We start from the raw sequence: 14780 nt of genomic DNA on the forward strand, positions 1-14780 counted from the left end.
TTATCGTACCCTATTTGACCTCTTCAAAATCAACATCAGTAACTTCTCCATCTTGGCCGCTGTTTGATGATTGATTGCTTCCGCCTTGTGCGCCTGCATTGGCGTCAGGTCCCGGCTGTTGGCCTCCGGCCTGTGCTTGTGCATTGTACATTTCCTGAGAAGCAGCTTGGAATACCTGGTTCAGTTCTGCTGTAGCAGCATCAATTCCTTCCAGATTTTCTGCTTTGTGTGCTTCCTTCAGTTTGTTCAAGGCCTCTTCAATCGGTCCTTTTTTGTCAGCCGGAAGTTTGTCACCAAACTCCTTTAATTGTTTCTCCGTTTGGAAAATCAATCCGTCAGCCTGGTTCATTTTATCCACTTTTTCGCGGGCCTTTTTGTCGGCATCAGCGTTGGCTTCTGCTTCGGCTTTCATTTTCTTGATTTCGTCATCGCTCAAGCCTGAAGATGCTTCAATCCGGATGGATTGCGATTTGCCAGTTGCCTTATCTTTCGCGTGAACATGCAAAATACCGTTGGCGTCAATGTCGAACGCGACTTCAATTTGAGGAACTCCGCGTGGCGCGGGTGGCAGCCCGTCGAGATGGAATCGTCCGATGGTTTTGTTGCCATTGGCCATTGGGCGTTCACCTTGCAGAATATGAATCTCAACCGAAGGTTGATTATCGGCTGCAGTGGTAAATGTTTCTGTTTTCTTGGTTGGAATGGTTGTGTTGGCTTCAATCAATTTGGTCATCACGCCACCCATGGTTTCAATACCCAGCGAAAGTGGCGTTACATCGAGCAACAACACGTCTTTCACTTCACCGGTCAAAACACCGCCTTGAATAGCGGCACCTACAGCCACAACTTCATCGGGGTTTACACCTTTTGAAGGCGCTTTCCCAAAGAGCTGTTGAACTTTTTCCTGGATTGCAGGAATACGGGTTGAACCACCAACCAGCAATACTTCATCAATGTCAGATGCTGACAAGCCGGCATTTTTTAAAGCTTTTTTACAAGGCTCCATGGTGGCATTGATCAGGCGGTCCGATAGTTGCTCAAATTTTGAGCGGGTCAGCGTTTTGACCAAGTGTTTTGGCACTCCGTCAACCGGCATAATGTAGGGTAGGTTGACTTCGGTTTGGGTTGAACTTGACAACTCGATTTTTGCTTTTTCGGCAGCTTCTTTCAAACGCTGCAATGCCATGGGGTCTCTTCTTAAGTCGATCCCTTCATCTTTTTTGAACTCGTCGGCCAGCCAGTCGATAATCACTTGGTCAAAGTCGTCACCGCCCAGATGTGTGTCACCATCGGTTGATTTTACTTCAAATACACCATCGCCTAATTCCAAAATGGAAATATCGAAAGTACCACCACCCAAGTCGAATACGGCCACTTTCATGTCTTTGTGCATCTTGTCCAGACCGTAGGCCAATGCTGCGGCAGTCGGTTCATTAATGATCCGGCGCACTTGCAGCCCAGCGATTTCGCCGGCTTCTTTGGTGGCCTGACGCTGAGAGTCACTGAAATAAGCAGGAACGGTAATAACCGCTTCGGTCACTTCCTGTCCAAGATAATCTTCAGCTGTTTTCTTCATTTTCTGAAGCACCATGGCTGAAATCTCCTGTGGAGAATATTTCCTGTCATCAATTTGGACACGCGGGGTATTGTTGTCTCCTTTAATCACTTTGTAAGGAACCCGTGATACTTCTTTACTGACATTGTCGAATTTTTCACCCATAAATCGTTTAATGGAGGCAATTGTTTTTTCAGGATTGGTAATCGCCTGACGTTTTGCCGGATCACCAATTTTACGTTCTCCGTTTTCAACAAATGCAACGATTGATGGCGTTGTTCTTTTTCCTTCGCTGTTAGGAATAACAACAGGCTCATTTCCTTCCATTACTGAAACGCATGAGTTTGTTGTTCCTAAGTCAATTCCAATTATTTTTCCCATTGTAATTGTATTTTTATTTTTAATGTTTTTCCAGTTGAGTTAAAAATCACGATCGGAAAAGATCAATCATTATGCCAAGGAAATTAAATCCGTTGGAAGTGCAATATTGGCACAATGACTGGGCCGAATTAAAACAGGCTGACATATTTTGGTGACAAAAAGACAGCGGACCATTTTTTTTTTACCTTTATAAGCCAAATCAACCAAATGAAATAAATCAATGAAATCAAACGCTATTAGGCTTGATAAGAACGAGCGCCTTTTGTCACTTGATGCCCTTCGCGGGTTTGACATGTTTTGGATTACTGGCGGCAGTATGCTGGCTGTATTTTTAGGTGAAGCAAGTGGTTTTGACTGGTTAGTTCACCAAATGGAACATGTTGAGTGGGTTGGCTTGCGAATGTATGACCTAATATTCCCACTTTTCATGTTCATCGCCGGAGTGGCTATTCCGTATTCTATTGTATCGAAACTTGAAAAAAATGTTCCCAGGAAAATCTTGTTGGGTAAGGTGACAAAGCGAATGGTTATTCTGGTCATTCTGGGTATTCTGTATAATGGAGCTTTGCGGGGCGATTTAACCAACATTCGATTTGCCAGCGTATTAGGACAAATTGGACTGGCATATTTTTTTGCTTCGGTTATTGTGATTTACACCAAATCGTTTCGAAGCAGGCTCTATTGGCTGGGAGGATTGCTGGCCGGTTATGCGGTTATTCAGCTCTTTGTTCCTGTGCCCGGAATTGGTGCGGGGGTCCTGACTCCCGAAGGCTGTATCAATGGCTACATCGACCGGATGTTGCTTCCGGGGCGCTTGCACGGTGAGGTTTTTGATCCAGAAGGCTTGCTGTGTATTGTTTCGGCTGCCGGCATTACCCTAATGGGCTCTGTTGCGGGTCACTTCCTGCGTGAGCAGAACCGGACACCCTGGCAGAAAATTAGATTGCTAGGCATCATTGGTGCTGGTTTCTTAGTCGTTGGCTTGTTACTTCATCCGGTTTATCCAATCATCAAGTCGGCCTGGACAACCTCATTTAACCTGGCTGCAGGTGGCATCAGTTTCCTGTTGATGGCTCTATTTTACATGATAATTGATGTGCTGAAATGGCAAAAGTGGTCGTTCTATTTCCGGGTTATTGGTATGAATTCCATCTTTGTTTACTTATTCGTCAATTTTATTGATGTGTCTCGTTTAACCAGTTTTCTGTTTGGTTGGGCACCTGAAGTTTTAGGCGACTTTGGCCAGTTGATTTGGATTATTGGTTGGCTGGCTGTTGTTTGGGCCATTCTGTATTATATGTATCGTAAACAAATCTTCTTAAGAGTATAAAAAGAAGGGTTGCAAATTGCAGCCCTTCTTGCAATTCAAATGAATTGTCAGGGCAGGATTTTAGGTTTAACTCCAATTCAAGTCATAAATTCGTACTTTTGCAGGAGAATTGAAATTTAAAGATATGTCGGTACATAAAAATGATATCAAGCGGGTAACAACGCATGTTCTTTCCGAAATGAAGCTGAAAGGCGAAAAAATCTCCATGCTAACCAGCTACGACTACAGCATGGCCAAGCTGGTTGATGAAGCCGGGATTGATGTGATCCTGGTTGGGGACTCAGCTTCCAATGTGATGTTGGGCAATGAAACAACACTTCCCATTACCCTGGACCAGATGATTTATCATGGTACTTCGGTTGTGAAAGCGGCCAATCGCGCGTTGGTTGTCGTTGACATGCCGTTTGGTACTTACCAGGGGAATAGCAAGAAGGCTTTGAGTTCGGCCATCCGGATTATGAAGGAAACAGCGGCTGATGCGGTGAAACTGGAAGGTGGCAAAGAAATCATTGAATCGGTTGATCGGATACTTTCAGCAGGAATTCCAATAATGGGACACTTGGGCTTGATGCCGCAATCGATTCATAAATATGGAACCTATACGGTTCGTGCCAAGCAGGATGCTGAAGCCGAAAAACTAATTGAAGATGCCAAATTGCTGGAAGAAGCTGGTTGTTTTGCCATCGTGTTGGAAAAAATACCTGCGACACTGGGTAAAAAAGTGGCGGAATCGGTCAAAATCCCAATTATCGGAATTGGCGCGGGCGGTGGTGTTGACGGGCAAGTTTTGGTGATTCACGACATGTTGGGGATCACTCAGGAGTTTTCGCCTCGTTTTCTTCGTCGCTACCACAACCTGGCTGCCGAAATCAAAGGAGCTGTTGGCAGCTACATCGACGACGTGAAATCCAGGAACTTCCCAAATGAAAGGGAGCAATACTAAGACGAAAAGAAGGCCCCTTTAATTCCCCTGAAGGGGAAGAGAGAAACGGAACGATACTATTTAAAGTCATGAGGTAGTGAGCTAGGGTAATTTTGTAGAGAACCCGGAACTCGAAACTAGAAACTCGAAACGGAAATGCAAGTAATATACGAAGACAATCATTTGATTGCAGTAAACAAAGCCTGTGGCGAAATTGTGCAGGGTGACAAAACCGGCGATGAAACGCTGATTGATATGGTAAAAGCCTATATCAAAGACAAGTATAAAAAGCCTGGCGATGTGTTTCTGGGATCGCCGCACCGGCTCGACCGGCCAACAAGCGGAGTGGTTCTTTTTGCACGTACCAGCAAGGCTCTAACCCGGCTGAGCGAAATGTTTCAGGATAAAGAGGCCATTAAGAAAACCTATTGGGCAGTGGTGGATGTGTTGCCCGAGGAAATGGAGGATACACTGGAACATTACCTTTGGAAGGACGAAGCCAAGAATAAAAGTCATGCTTCGCCAACTCCCAAGCCAAAGAAAGGTGCCCGGTTTTCAAGTTTAAGCTACCGGCATCGGGCCAGCCTTAACCGTTTTCATTTGCTGGAAATCGATCTCCATACGGGAAGGCATCACCAAATCAGGGTGCAGTTAGCCAAAATTGGCTGTCACATTAAGGGCGATTTAAAATATGGTGCAGCTCGAAGTAATCAAAATGGCGGCATTCATTTGCACGCACGGAAGTTGGAATTTATTCATCCAGTAAGTAAAGTTCCCTTGAAAATAGTCGCTCAACCACCCAAAGGCGATCCAATTTGGGCTGAACTGATTCAGATTAAGGAGTTGAAAGAATAGTGGGTGTCAGACAATTGATTTCAGGGAGTTACCATTGAAACTTAATGGTAAAAGAGCATTGACATTATCCAGCACTTCAATTTTGTTCGAGCTGTCCAGAATAATCCGGATTGGTTTCTGAAAACGATGTTGCGATTCCAACATTACCTGGCGGCAAGCACCGCAGGGGCTGACATTGGCTGCGGGGTTCCCATTTTGATCGATGGCGGTCACCACGATCGTTTCGATAGCCACTTCCGGATAGTTGGCATTGGCCCAAAAAATGGCGGCCCGCTCGGCACAGGTTCCCAAAGGGCTGGAGGCATTTTCCTGGTTGTTGCCGGTGACAATGGTTCCGTCTGCCAATCGGAGCGCAGTTCCTACCAGATAGTTGGAGTAAGGAGCATAAGCCAGCAATGCGGAAGCACGTGCTTGCAATGTTAATTCCTTATCGGCGGTGGGAAGTTCGTCTAAATTCTCGAACTCGGATATACTAATTTTAATTTCTTTCGTTTTCATAGGGAGACTTTGTCCAAATTTACATTTTTTTTGTGTAGCTATGCCAATGCTTTAAAGGGCCCTGACTTTTTTCTCTTTTTTTATGATGAACACTAAAAGCCCGAAACACAACAATAACTGGCTGTCAGTATTTCTTAGCTGTCCGCTTTTTATATTTTTGCTAAAAAAAAATTGGTCTATGATCCGTAAGACTTCGTTGAGTATCTTTTTTCTGATAATTGTTCTGGTTGGTTTCAGTCAACGCATCAACACCCGTGAAGAATATATTAAGCAATATGCAGAGTTGGCTGTGAGCGAAATGATCCGAAGTGGTGTGCCCGCAAGCATTAAGCTTGCGCAGGCTTGCCTGGAGTCGGGCAACGGAAATTCGACTCTGAGCCGAAATAGCAACAATCATTTTGGGATTAAATGCAAAAGCACCTGGAATGGAAAGCGGGTTTATCATGACGATGATGAGAAGGGCGAATGCTTTCGTCGCTACAATTCGGTGGAGGAATCGTTTATTGATCACTCCGATTTCTTGATGCTCAATTCTCGCTATGGCAGTCTTTTTCAATTGAAAACCACCGATTACAAAGGGTGGGCCCGTGGGCTGAAGAAAGCAGGTTATGCTACCAATCCGCATTATGCCAATCATTTGATCCGGATTATTGAAGATCATAAACTGTACTTGTACGACGAAGGCCTCGATCAGTCGCAAATTGCCCGCATTCAGCAAAGTCATCAGCCGGTTGATGGACGGACCCTCATCAATCCGTACCAAACACGAAAAGTGGTGATGCGGAATGGCTTGAAATCGATCGTGGTTAAAGAGGGTGACACTTTTCAGCGGATCGCACAGGAATTTGACATGAAAGAGTGGGAGATCTATACCTATAACGATTATGAAACGGGACACCAACCCCGGGTGAATGAAATATTGTATGTTGAACCCAAGCGCCGGAAAGCAGAAAAGAAACACCAGATTCATCGCTTCGAAGCCGATGACACCATGCATTTTCTTTCGCAACGGTACGGGGTGAAGCTGAGCCGCCTGTATCGACTGAATCGACTGAAGCCGGGAGAAAGACCGGAAGCCGGAACTTCAATCTATTTACGAAAAAAGAAACCCCGGGATTAGTCTTTTTTCAACCAAGTTTGGTGAAGCATCCGGATTGTTAAGAAGAAAAAGATAAGTCCAAAAATCAAGTAAATGGTCACAGGAAGATAGGCCATGTTGTCATCAAAACTGTAATTGAAAATACGCAGCTTTTCCCTGATTTGAAAACTCCCTTTTGCCCATGATGGCCAAATGACATGTTGGACGATAATGAGGTCGATATAAAAAAACAAGGCCGACAGCACGAAGTAGAATAAGCCTAACAAGCTGCGAATTAGTTGGACAGCAATCGTTCTCATCTGGTTCGAAGAGTCGAAATACTGTGAAAACCTCTCAAAAATTCATCGGTTTTCATCCGTTTTTTGCCCGAAAGCTGAAGGTCGGTAATCGATAGCCTGCGATCGGCCGCCGCAATTTTTAGATAACTTTTCTCATCCGATTCAATGGTTCCGGGTTTCGCATCGGAGTCGGCTTCCAAATCGGCAAAATAAATCTTCATCGTGTACGAATTCCCGTTTTCGTCTTCCAGTTCGGTCCAGGCTGCTGGATAGGGCGACAATCCCCTGATCAGGTTGCGGATTTGCTCCCCTGTTTGGGTCCAGTCAATCCGGCAATCGTCTTTAAAAAGTTTTGGAGCTGGTTTTAAGCTGTCTACCTTAATTTCGTCTTGGTCGAGTGGCGAGTAGTTACCTTCGGCTAGTGCATCCACCGTTTTCAGGACCAGTTGAGCGCCAATGTCCATCAAGCGATCGTGGATATCGCCCACGGTATCATTGTCACCAATCGGTGTTTTCTCTTGAAACAGGATGGCACCGGTGTCAATCTCGTGCGACAGCAGGAAGGTGGTGACCCCGGTTTCCTTTTCGCCATTGATGACAGCCCAGTTGAGCGGTGCCGCACCACGGTATTGCGGAAGCAACGAACCATGCAGGTTGAAGGTTCCCAGGCGGGGCATGCTCCACACCACTTCGGGCAGCATGCGAAAGGCGACAATGACTTGCAAGTCGGCTTTCAGACCCTGCAATTCCCTGATGAAATCCGGATTTTTTAGTTTTTCGGGCTGTAGAATACGCAGTCCTTTTTCCGAAGCATATTTTTTAACCGCCGGCTCCTGCAATTTCCGGCCCCGGCCGGCTGGCTTGTCGGGCGCTGTAATTACGCCCACCACTTGGTAGCCATTTTCAACCAAAGCGGCCAGGCTGGCCACAGCAAAATCGGGGGTTCCCATAAAAACGATGCGTAAATCTTTTCCGGTCATAGCGTCAGAGTTTTGCACAAAGATACTTTTATCGTATCAGAAATTCCAATTCTGGAAATTATAGGAAATAAATTCCGAAGGAAATCCTGGGAGCATCGGTCATCAAGTATCAAGATCCAAATCTCTAAAAGGATGGGAAGTACAAATCCAGGATTGGCATCCGGTAACTTTCAGAGAAAGTTCTGATTTAAAAAATCCTGAAACTTTTCTTTGTATTGGTCGCTCACCGGGATATAGGTTTTTCCGAAGACTATGCGACTGCGCTCGATGGTTTCAATTTTATCGAGGTTGACAATGAACGAACGATGCACCCGCATAAAACGGTCGGTGGGGAGCTTTTCCTCGAGTGATTTGACTGTATTAATAGAGAGGATGGGCTTTTCGTCATTTTGCAGATGGACTTTGACATAGTCCTTTAGACCTTCAATGTAAAGGATATCGTTGAAATTGATTCGCCTGATTTTGTATTCTGATTTTAGAAACAAAAACTGGTTGTTGGCTTCCAGGGTTGGCAAGGCCGCCTGTTCCAGTTCGATCAGCTTTTTAGCTTTCTGGACAGCTGTCAAAAATTCAGGATAATTAAACGGCTTCAGCAAATAATCCACGGCACTCAGTTTAAAGCCTTCGAGCGCGTAGTGTTCGTAGGCCGTTGTGAAGATAATCTTCGATGAATTTTGTAGGGTTTTGGAGAATTCAATTCCCGTGAGGTCCGGCATCTGGATATCCAGCAGGACCAGGTCAACTGCTTCATCCGAAAAAAATTCAATGGCATCAAGCGGATTGTCAAATGTTCCTGCCAATTCGAGGAAAGGTGTTTTTTGAATGTAGTCCGTGACCAGTTTAAGGGCCAGCGGTTCATCATCGAGCGCTATGGTGCGTAGTTTTATCATGCCAGGGGTTTTGCATTGAATTGCAAGTTGACGGTGAATTCATCGGCAGTTTGCTGAATATTTAGTTGATGAGCATTCGGAAAGAGCAGGTTCAGACGCTTTTTTACGTTTTCCAGACCAATTCCTGAATGCCGTTCATCTTTGGGCAGGTTTGTTGAACCCAAGCTGTTTTTCGCCTGAAATGTAATTCGCGTTCCTTCGACCCGCATGGATATTGAAATGAAGGAAGGTTCGCGATAGCTCACGCCATGCTTAAACGCATTTTCGATGAAGGGAACGAACAACAACGGTGGAATACTGAGGGGTACGGCATCGTCAGGAATTGAAACCGATAAATTAACCTTGTTACTCAGCCTGAGTTTCATCAGGTCAATGTAGTGGTTCATGAAATTAACCTCATCGGCCAGGGTCGATTCTCCCAATTCCGACTCATAAAGCAGGTAGCGCATAAGTTTGGATAGCTTGTGAACCGACGATTGCGCTTCATGCTTATCAATCCCAATCAGCGAATAAATATTATTCAACGTGTTGAAAAAGAAGTGGGGGCTGATTTGGTTTTTCAAAAAAGCGAGCTCCGAGTTCAGCTTTTCTTTCTCCAGGTCTTTCCGCTGTTGTTCGTTTTGAAATAGTTTTTCCAAGACAACAAGTCCCAATGAAAAACCTGTAATTAAAATGGATGTAAAAAAGAAGGAATAGGCTCTGAATTGCTTAATGGGAGGTTTGAAGCGTTCTTTCCCATTTTGGAGTTCCTCCATTATTTTTTGAAATTGTTGCTCCCGCTCAGGATCATGGAAGGCACTTTCGCTGAGATACCACACGATTAGGTAGGACACAACGATCACCCCGGAGGTAATCAGAAAATACCACCATTTATTCTCTTTGAAAAAGAATTTTGGGACCAACCACAAATAATTCAGGTAAAATATTATTCCGAAGATAGCGGTAGTGGAATAAAACTGGTACAAAAAGTGGTTGTCGCCATCGCCATAAGTTTTGATTAGATAATGTGGAATGACGAGGATAATGAGCCAAGCCAAAACATGCAACAATAGCGGGAGTTTTTTCTTCGAGACCAAAATGGATTTCATCTAGAGAAATTTGTGATATTCAAATATAAGGATTTAATGAAAGCAAAAAAGTGATGGAGTTGTACCTGTTTTTGGGTAAGCTCCTTCACCTTTTTACTATTCGTAGCGCAAGGCGTCAATTGGATTTAATCCGGCCGCCTTTCGGGCCGGATACCAGCCAAAGAAAATGCCGATACCGGAACAAACCAGGAAGGAAAACACAACCGCCGAGGTCATGACTACAACCGGCCAATTCATGACGGATGACACCAGATACGTTGTAAGAATGCCCAGCAAAATACCAATAGCGCCTCCGGAAATGCTTAGCAAAACCGATTCCACCAGAAATTGCATCATGATATCATACCCTTTTCCACCAACCGAAAGCCGTAGCCCAATTTCCTTGGTGCGTTCCGTAACGGACACGTACATGATATTCATGATGCCGATCCCGCCCACCAGCAATGAAATGCCGGCGATCGCCCCCAGAAGGGTTGTCATCATGTCGCTAATTGAAGTGAAGGTTTGCACCAATTCCGATTGCGACATAACCCGGAAATCATCGGGCTGTCCGTCTTTGATTTTATGGGTATGCCGAAGTGTTTCGGAGAGCTGATCAATGGCCAAATCGTTCAACGCTTCGGTTGCTGCCGAAGCAAAAATCCCCTGGATGTGGGTGATGGAAAGGATTCTTTTTTGAACGGTGGTGTGAGGTGTCAGCATCAGGTCGTCCTGGTCCTGCCCCATGCCGTTTTCTCCTTTATCCTTCAATACACCAATCACTTTAAACGGAATGTTGTTGAACCGGATAGTCTGCCCAATTGGGTTCGATCCGTCTGGAAACAGGTTTTCAACAATGGTTTGTCCAATCAGCCCGACCTTGGCGTAGGATTTTACTTCCTTTTCAGAAAAAACCCGGCCCGAAGACAGTTCATATTTGCGAATGTCGAGGTATTTTTCGTTCACTCCGTAGACCGAGCTGGGCCAGTTGTTGTTTCCGTAAACCAGTTGCCCGCCCGACACAACCTGGGGCGAAACCGCACTGATTGCCGGACAGTTTTCCGCGATAGCTTCCACATCGCTCAGATAAAGACTCTGCGTGTTACTCCCAGCCATTTGAACCCCGCCGCGTTGTTCGGAGTCGGGCATGACCATGATCAGGTTGGTTCCCATGTCGGACATTTGGTCCTGGATACTTTTTTTTGAGCCCTGTCCAATGGCCAGCATAGCAATCACCGATGCTACCCCGATGATAATTCCCAGCATCGTCAGGAATGCCCTGAATTTGTTTCGTCGCAAGGCATTTGTGGCTATTTTCAATGTGTTTGAGTAGTTCATTCTTCTTTTTTTTGGTTGACTGTTAATCCTCTTCTATTGGTAGTGCATGTAGCATTTCGCGGGCTAACAACCGGTTGTTTACAGGTTCTTCGCGAATGATGTGCCCGTCGCGAAACACCACATTGCGGGTGGTGAAACGGGCGATATCCGTTTCGTGCGTAACAAAAACAATGGTTTTTCCCTGTTCGTTTAAATCCTGCAGCAAGGCCATGATTTCGTAAGAAGTACGGGTATCCAGGTTTCCGGTGGCTTCGTCGGCCAGGATGACAACCGGATCGTTGACCAGCGAGCGGGCGATGGCAACGCGCTGTTGTTGTCCCCCCGACATTTGGTTGGGCATATGGTGCATCCGGTCGGCCAAGCCAACCGATTCCAAAGCGGCTATAGCCCGCTCGCGGCGTTCGCGTGATTTGACCCCAGGGTTGTAAAAGAGCGGCAGTTCCACATTCTCAAGCGCGGTGGTGCGGGGCAGGAGGTTATAGGACTGAAAGACAAAGCCCAGCTTATTGTTCCGCAAATTGGCCAGTTCGTTTTTACTGAGTTCCCCCATGCTTACATCATCCAGAATGTAAGTTCCGCCAGTTGGTTTGTCCAGGCAACCCAAGATGTTTAGCATGGTAGATTTGCCTGATCCACTGGTTCCCAGAATAGCTACAAACTCGCCTTCCTGAATTTTCAGATCAACTCCTTTCAGGGCATGTACGGTTATTTCGCCCACGAAAAAATCTTTTTTCAGCTGATTTACTGCGATAATTGTTTTCGACATGGCTTTCCTTATTTGCGGTTACTTCCAGGACGTTGAGGCATAAACGGACTGCGGGCTGCGGTCGATTCTGAGCTTGTGGCCGATAATCCTGCCTCGAGCGAAACAACGACCTCATCACCTTCATTCAAACCATCAATTACTTCGTAGTAAAGTTCGTTGGTTTCGCCCAGTTGTACCTGCCGGCTTCGAATTGTGTTCCCCTCTTTAAGCCAGATGGTTTTTTGTGTTTCCGAATGGGCAGCTTCGGCTGATACAGGAGTTGGCAACTGCGTGTCGGGGTGAATTTCCCGGTACTGCGCAAGGCTTTCGGGGCTGGGGGTGAAGTTAAGGGCCTCGGAGGGCATCAACAAGATGTCGTTCTTTTCGGTAACAAAGAAGGACACGTTGGCGGTCATGCCTGGCATCAGTTTTTTGTGTGGGTTAGGCGCATTAACGACAACGGTGTACGTGATGACATTTGATGTTTCAACCGGCTGCAGACGAATTTGGGTCACTTCGCCATCGAAGGTCAGATTAGGGTAAGCATCTACCGTAAAAGTTACGCGCTGCCCCGTCATTACCCGGCCAATATCGGCTTCATCCACATTCGCCTCCACCTGCATTTGGGTCAGGTCATTGGCAATGGTAAACAAGGTTGGTGTATTGAAGCTGGCAGCTACAGTTTGTCCCTCATCCACCGCCCGATCCAAAATAATTCCGTCTATCGGGGAATAAATGGTAGCGTACGACAGGTTGATTTTGTTTTTGTCGTAAACCGAACGTGCATTGTTCAGGCTGGCCACTGCTTTGTTGTAGTTGTATTCGGCCAAATCATAGTCTGCCTGCGCAATCAGTTTTTTGCCGATCAGTTTCTGGTAGCGATCAAACGTGGCTTTCTGGTATTGCACTTCAGCTTCAGCCTGATCAACCGAAGCCTTACTCTGTTCAAGCTGGGCAATTAAGGGTGTTTCATCAATCTGTGCCAATAGTTGTCCTTTTTTCACCTGCGTGTTGTAATCGACATGAATTTTCTCGATGACCCCCGAAACTTGTGTCCCAACTTCAACGGTTTCAAGCGCCTCGAGGGCCCCGGTAGCGGTAATAATTTCATTGATCTCGCCCCGGATCACTTTTGCGGTTTTAAGTTCCATTTGCTCGCCGGTTTTTCCAAACGAACGAAGCACAATCAGCCCCGCGGAAACAACTGCAACCGCCAGAATGCTATATAGGATTTTCTTTTTCATTGTTTTAAGAATTAAAGTGTTAATGGGATTCCTTTGTAAAAATCAAGTATTTTGGCTGCGAAAAGGAGCCTGTATTTTGATTGCAACAGTTCGCTTTCGGCGGTGATCAGGTTGGTTTTTTCATACAAATAGTCCACCGAATTCATCAAGCCAATCTGGTACTTTTCGTTGGCCACTTCGTTCGATTCCTGAACCGCCTGAAATTGCTCCACGCTGGCCTTATATTCCGATTGTGCTGAAAGGGCATCGACCGAGGCTTGTTCAATTTCCTTGCGCAGCTCATTCCGGGTATTGATTGCTTCCAGTTCGGCATCGGTGATACCGATTTTTGCCAGGCCAATGCTGGTTTGAGCTTGTTTATTCTGAAAAATGGGAATGGATAAGCTCAATCCGACCGATGGGCTGATTTGATTTTTCAATTGGCTGGAATAATCGAAGTCCGGCTGCAAACTGGAGTAATTGGTTCCCAGGCCCGCATTCAACGACAAACTTGGCAGGAGACTGGCTTTGGCAATCTTTTCTTCGAGCCGGGCGCTTTGTTGATCCAGGTCTGTCATTTTAATTTGTGGCTTTATGGAAAGCGCTTGTTGGTAAATTTCGAAGGCGTTGGGTTGAACCTGTTTTTCCAGAAGCGACTCCAGCGGGGGCGAGGCTATTTCGAACCCATCCTCAACCGGAAGCTCCATCAATTGCATGAGACTGACTTTGGCAATGGATTGGACACTGTATGCATTGGCCAGTGTTAGTTTTTCGGCGGCCAGCTGCGATTTGATTTGCAGATAATCCGATTGAGAGATCATGCCCAGCGTCAGCCGCTCTTCGGCCAGGGCTAATTGTTCCTTGGTGGCTTCAATTTGCTTTTGGGCGTTCGTTACATTTTCCTGCGCATACAGCACTTGCAGGAACGCCTCGAGAATACTCAGTTCGATCGATTCTTTGATCGTCTCGGCATAGTAATAACTACTTTGCAGGTTTAGCTCGGCTTGCTTTTCCTGGTTGTTTAGCTTCATCCCGTTAAACAGGACCATGTTTGAGTTGAGGCCATAGCTTGTGCTGTTGGCACCTTCCAGACTGCCGTACTGCCCACTGGCCGTTTGCAGGCTTTTGTTCCAGTTGAAGTTTTGAGAAACGGAACCACTCAATGAAGGGAGTTTGGCTGCCCTGGCTTGTTCGGAGTACAGTTCATTACGTTGTCCTGTCAGGTCGGCTTGTTTCACCCGGATGTTTTCCTTCAGGGCATAAATAATGCACTCTTCCAGTGTCCAGTGTTCGTCTTGAGCTTGCACCCCCAGCGTGGAGAGCAGGAAGATCAGGCTCATAAAGATCATGGTTGTTTGACTTGTTTTCATATGTTTCTAATTTGCCAGTAAATGTACCGGAGCAATCAGCGAGTAAAAAAGGGAATCGAAGAAGAGGCATTTTTTACCGACGTTTAGGCCAATTTTCAGAAAAAACCGGAACTGACGGCCGTCAGTTCCGGAATTCGAGTTTTGCGAGATACCCCCCGGGGCGGTAGTCAGCTAATATCGCATGAGGATACAAATGGACCGATTGCGGTGCCCTCTGAACTGATTCGAGTCATGTTTGAGGTGGAAGGA

Annotated in this window: 14 protein-coding genes; 4 read left to right on the forward strand and 10 right to left on the reverse strand. The window is 45.9% G+C overall.

The window, feature by feature from the left end:
* Nucleotides 1-10: 10 nt before the first annotated feature.
* Entirely contained in the window at nt 11-1936 is a 1926-nt protein-coding gene (gene dnaK, locus AAC033_RS11475; protein ID WP_339738193.1) for a molecular chaperone DnaK, read from the reverse strand.
* 220 nt (nt 1937-2156) lie between these two features.
* Here dnaK and AAC033_RS11480 point away from each other — a divergent pair, with 220 nt between their 5' ends.
* From AAC033_RS11480 to AAC033_RS11490, 3 genes are all read left to right on the forward strand, one after another.
* On the forward strand, nt 2157-3266 hold the full coding sequence (locus tag AAC033_RS11480) for a DUF5009 domain-containing protein (protein ID WP_339738195.1): 1110 nt from the start codon (nt 2157-2159) through the stop codon (nt 3264-3266).
* A 124-nt stretch (nt 3267-3390) separates the two neighbouring features.
* On the forward strand, nt 3391-4209 hold the full coding sequence (gene panB, locus AAC033_RS11485; protein WP_339738197.1) for a 3-methyl-2-oxobutanoate hydroxymethyltransferase: 819 nt from the start codon (nt 3391-3393) through the stop codon (nt 4207-4209).
* A gap of 135 nt (nt 4210-4344) precedes the next feature.
* Nucleotides 4345-5043: an RluA family pseudouridine synthase gene (locus AAC033_RS11490; protein WP_339738199.1), complete on the forward strand. Its 699-nt coding sequence runs from the start codon at nt 4345-4347 to the stop codon at nt 5041-5043.
* A 6-nt stretch (nt 5044-5049) separates the two neighbouring features.
* Here the strand turns inward: AAC033_RS11490 and AAC033_RS11495 are convergent, their stop codons facing one another.
* Nucleotides 5050-5541, reverse strand: coding sequence for a cytidine deaminase (locus AAC033_RS11495; RefSeq protein WP_339738201.1), 492 nt, complete (start codon nt 5539-5541; stop codon nt 5050-5052).
* A gap of 178 nt (nt 5542-5719) precedes the next feature.
* On the opposite strand from AAC033_RS11495, the gene AAC033_RS11500 reads away from it, so the two are divergent.
* Complete coding sequence (locus AAC033_RS11500) at nt 5720-6661, forward strand: glucosaminidase domain-containing protein (RefSeq protein WP_339738203.1); 942 nt, start codon at nt 5720-5722, stop codon at nt 6659-6661.
* On the opposite strand, the gene AAC033_RS11505 is transcribed toward AAC033_RS11500, so the two are convergent.
* The 8 genes from AAC033_RS11505 to AAC033_RS11540 all read right to left on the reverse strand — a co-directional run bounded on the left by AAC033_RS11505 (nt 6658) and on the right by AAC033_RS11540 (nt 14531).
* Nucleotides 6658-6939: a hypothetical protein gene (locus AAC033_RS11505; protein ID WP_339738205.1), complete on the reverse strand. Its 282-nt coding sequence runs from the start codon at nt 6937-6939 to the stop codon at nt 6658-6660. The two genes, AAC033_RS11500 and AAC033_RS11505, sit on opposite strands and share 4 nt — an antisense overlap.
* Nucleotides 6936-7898, reverse strand: coding sequence for a methionyl-tRNA formyltransferase (fmt, locus tag AAC033_RS11510; protein ID WP_339738207.1), 963 nt, complete (start codon nt 7896-7898; stop codon nt 6936-6938). The genes AAC033_RS11505 and fmt overlap by 4 nt, the downstream gene beginning before the upstream one ends.
* Nucleotides 7899-8068: 170 nt before the next feature.
* Nucleotides 8069-8788 (reverse strand): LytTR family DNA-binding domain-containing protein, encoded by a 720-nt coding sequence (locus tag AAC033_RS11515; RefSeq protein WP_339738209.1) that lies wholly within the window; start codon nt 8786-8788, stop codon nt 8069-8071.
* A complete protein-coding gene (locus AAC033_RS11520) occupies nt 8785-9876 on the reverse strand; it encodes a histidine kinase (protein WP_339738211.1) in 1092 nt (363 codons plus the stop codon). The genes AAC033_RS11515 and AAC033_RS11520 overlap by 4 nt, the downstream gene beginning before the upstream one ends.
* A gap of 96 nt (nt 9877-9972) precedes the next feature.
* Nucleotides 9973-11193, reverse strand: a complete 1221-nt coding sequence (locus AAC033_RS11525) for an ABC transporter permease (protein ID WP_339738213.1) — start codon at nt 11191-11193, stop codon at nt 9973-9975.
* Nucleotides 11194-11215: 22 nt separating this feature from the next.
* Nucleotides 11216-11959, reverse strand: a complete 744-nt coding sequence (locus AAC033_RS11530) for an ABC transporter ATP-binding protein (RefSeq protein WP_339738215.1) — start codon at nt 11957-11959, stop codon at nt 11216-11218.
* Between the two features lie 8 nt (nt 11960-11967).
* Entirely contained in the window at nt 11968-13182 is a 1215-nt protein-coding gene (locus AAC033_RS11535; protein ID WP_339738217.1) for an efflux RND transporter periplasmic adaptor subunit, read from the reverse strand.
* 11 nt (nt 13183-13193) lie between these two features.
* Complete coding sequence (locus AAC033_RS11540; protein ID WP_339738219.1) at nt 13194-14531, reverse strand: TolC family protein; 1338 nt, start codon at nt 14529-14531, stop codon at nt 13194-13196.
* Nucleotides 14532-14780: the final 249 nt, after the last annotated feature.

Source organism: uncultured Sunxiuqinia sp. (assembly GCF_963974515.1).
GTDB lineage: Bacteria > Bacteroidota > Bacteroidia > Bacteroidales > Prolixibacteraceae > Sunxiuqinia.

What these genes read in the sequence shown, in the direction of transcription:
- dnaK (WP_339738193.1), bottom strand. Translation starts at nt 1,936, where the DNA reads ATGGGAAAAATAATTGGAATTGACTTAGGAACAACAAACTCATGCGTT.
- AAC033_RS11480 (WP_339738195.1), top strand. Translation starts at nt 2,157, where the DNA reads ATGAAATCAAACGCTATTAGGCTTGATAAGAACGAGCGCCTTTTGTCA.
- panB (WP_339738197.1), top strand. Translation starts at nt 3,391, where the DNA reads ATGTCGGTACATAAAAATGATATCAAGCGGGTAACAACGCATGTTCTT.
- AAC033_RS11490 (WP_339738199.1), top strand. Translation starts at nt 4,345, where the DNA reads ATGCAAGTAATATACGAAGACAATCATTTGATTGCAGTAAACAAAGCC.
- AAC033_RS11495 (WP_339738201.1), bottom strand. Translation starts at nt 5,541, where the DNA reads ATGAAAACGAAAGAAATTAAAATTAGTATATCCGAGTTCGAGAATTTA.
- AAC033_RS11500 (WP_339738203.1), top strand. Translation starts at nt 5,720, where the DNA reads ATGATCCGTAAGACTTCGTTGAGTATCTTTTTTCTGATAATTGTTCTG.
- AAC033_RS11505 (WP_339738205.1), bottom strand. Translation starts at nt 6,939, where the DNA reads ATGAGAACGATTGCTGTCCAACTAATTCGCAGCTTGTTAGGCTTATTC.
- fmt (WP_339738207.1), bottom strand. Translation starts at nt 7,898, where the DNA reads ATGACCGGAAAAGATTTACGCATCGTTTTTATGGGAACCCCCGATTTT.
- AAC033_RS11515 (WP_339738209.1), bottom strand. Translation starts at nt 8,788, where the DNA reads ATGATAAAACTACGCACCATAGCGCTCGATGATGAACCGCTGGCCCTT.
- AAC033_RS11520 (WP_339738211.1), bottom strand. Translation starts at nt 9,876, where the DNA reads ATGAAATCCATTTTGGTCTCGAAGAAAAAACTCCCGCTATTGTTGCAT.
- AAC033_RS11525 (WP_339738213.1), bottom strand. Translation starts at nt 11,193, where the DNA reads ATGAACTACTCAAACACATTGAAAATAGCCACAAATGCCTTGCGACGA.
- AAC033_RS11530 (WP_339738215.1), bottom strand. Translation starts at nt 11,959, where the DNA reads ATGTCGAAAACAATTATCGCAGTAAATCAGCTGAAAAAAGATTTTTTC.
- AAC033_RS11535 (WP_339738217.1), bottom strand. Translation starts at nt 13,182, where the DNA reads ATGAAAAAGAAAATCCTATATAGCATTCTGGCGGTTGCAGTTGTTTCC.
- AAC033_RS11540 (WP_339738219.1), bottom strand. Translation starts at nt 14,531, where the DNA reads ATGAAAACAAGTCAAACAACCATGATCTTTATGAGCCTGATCTTCCTG.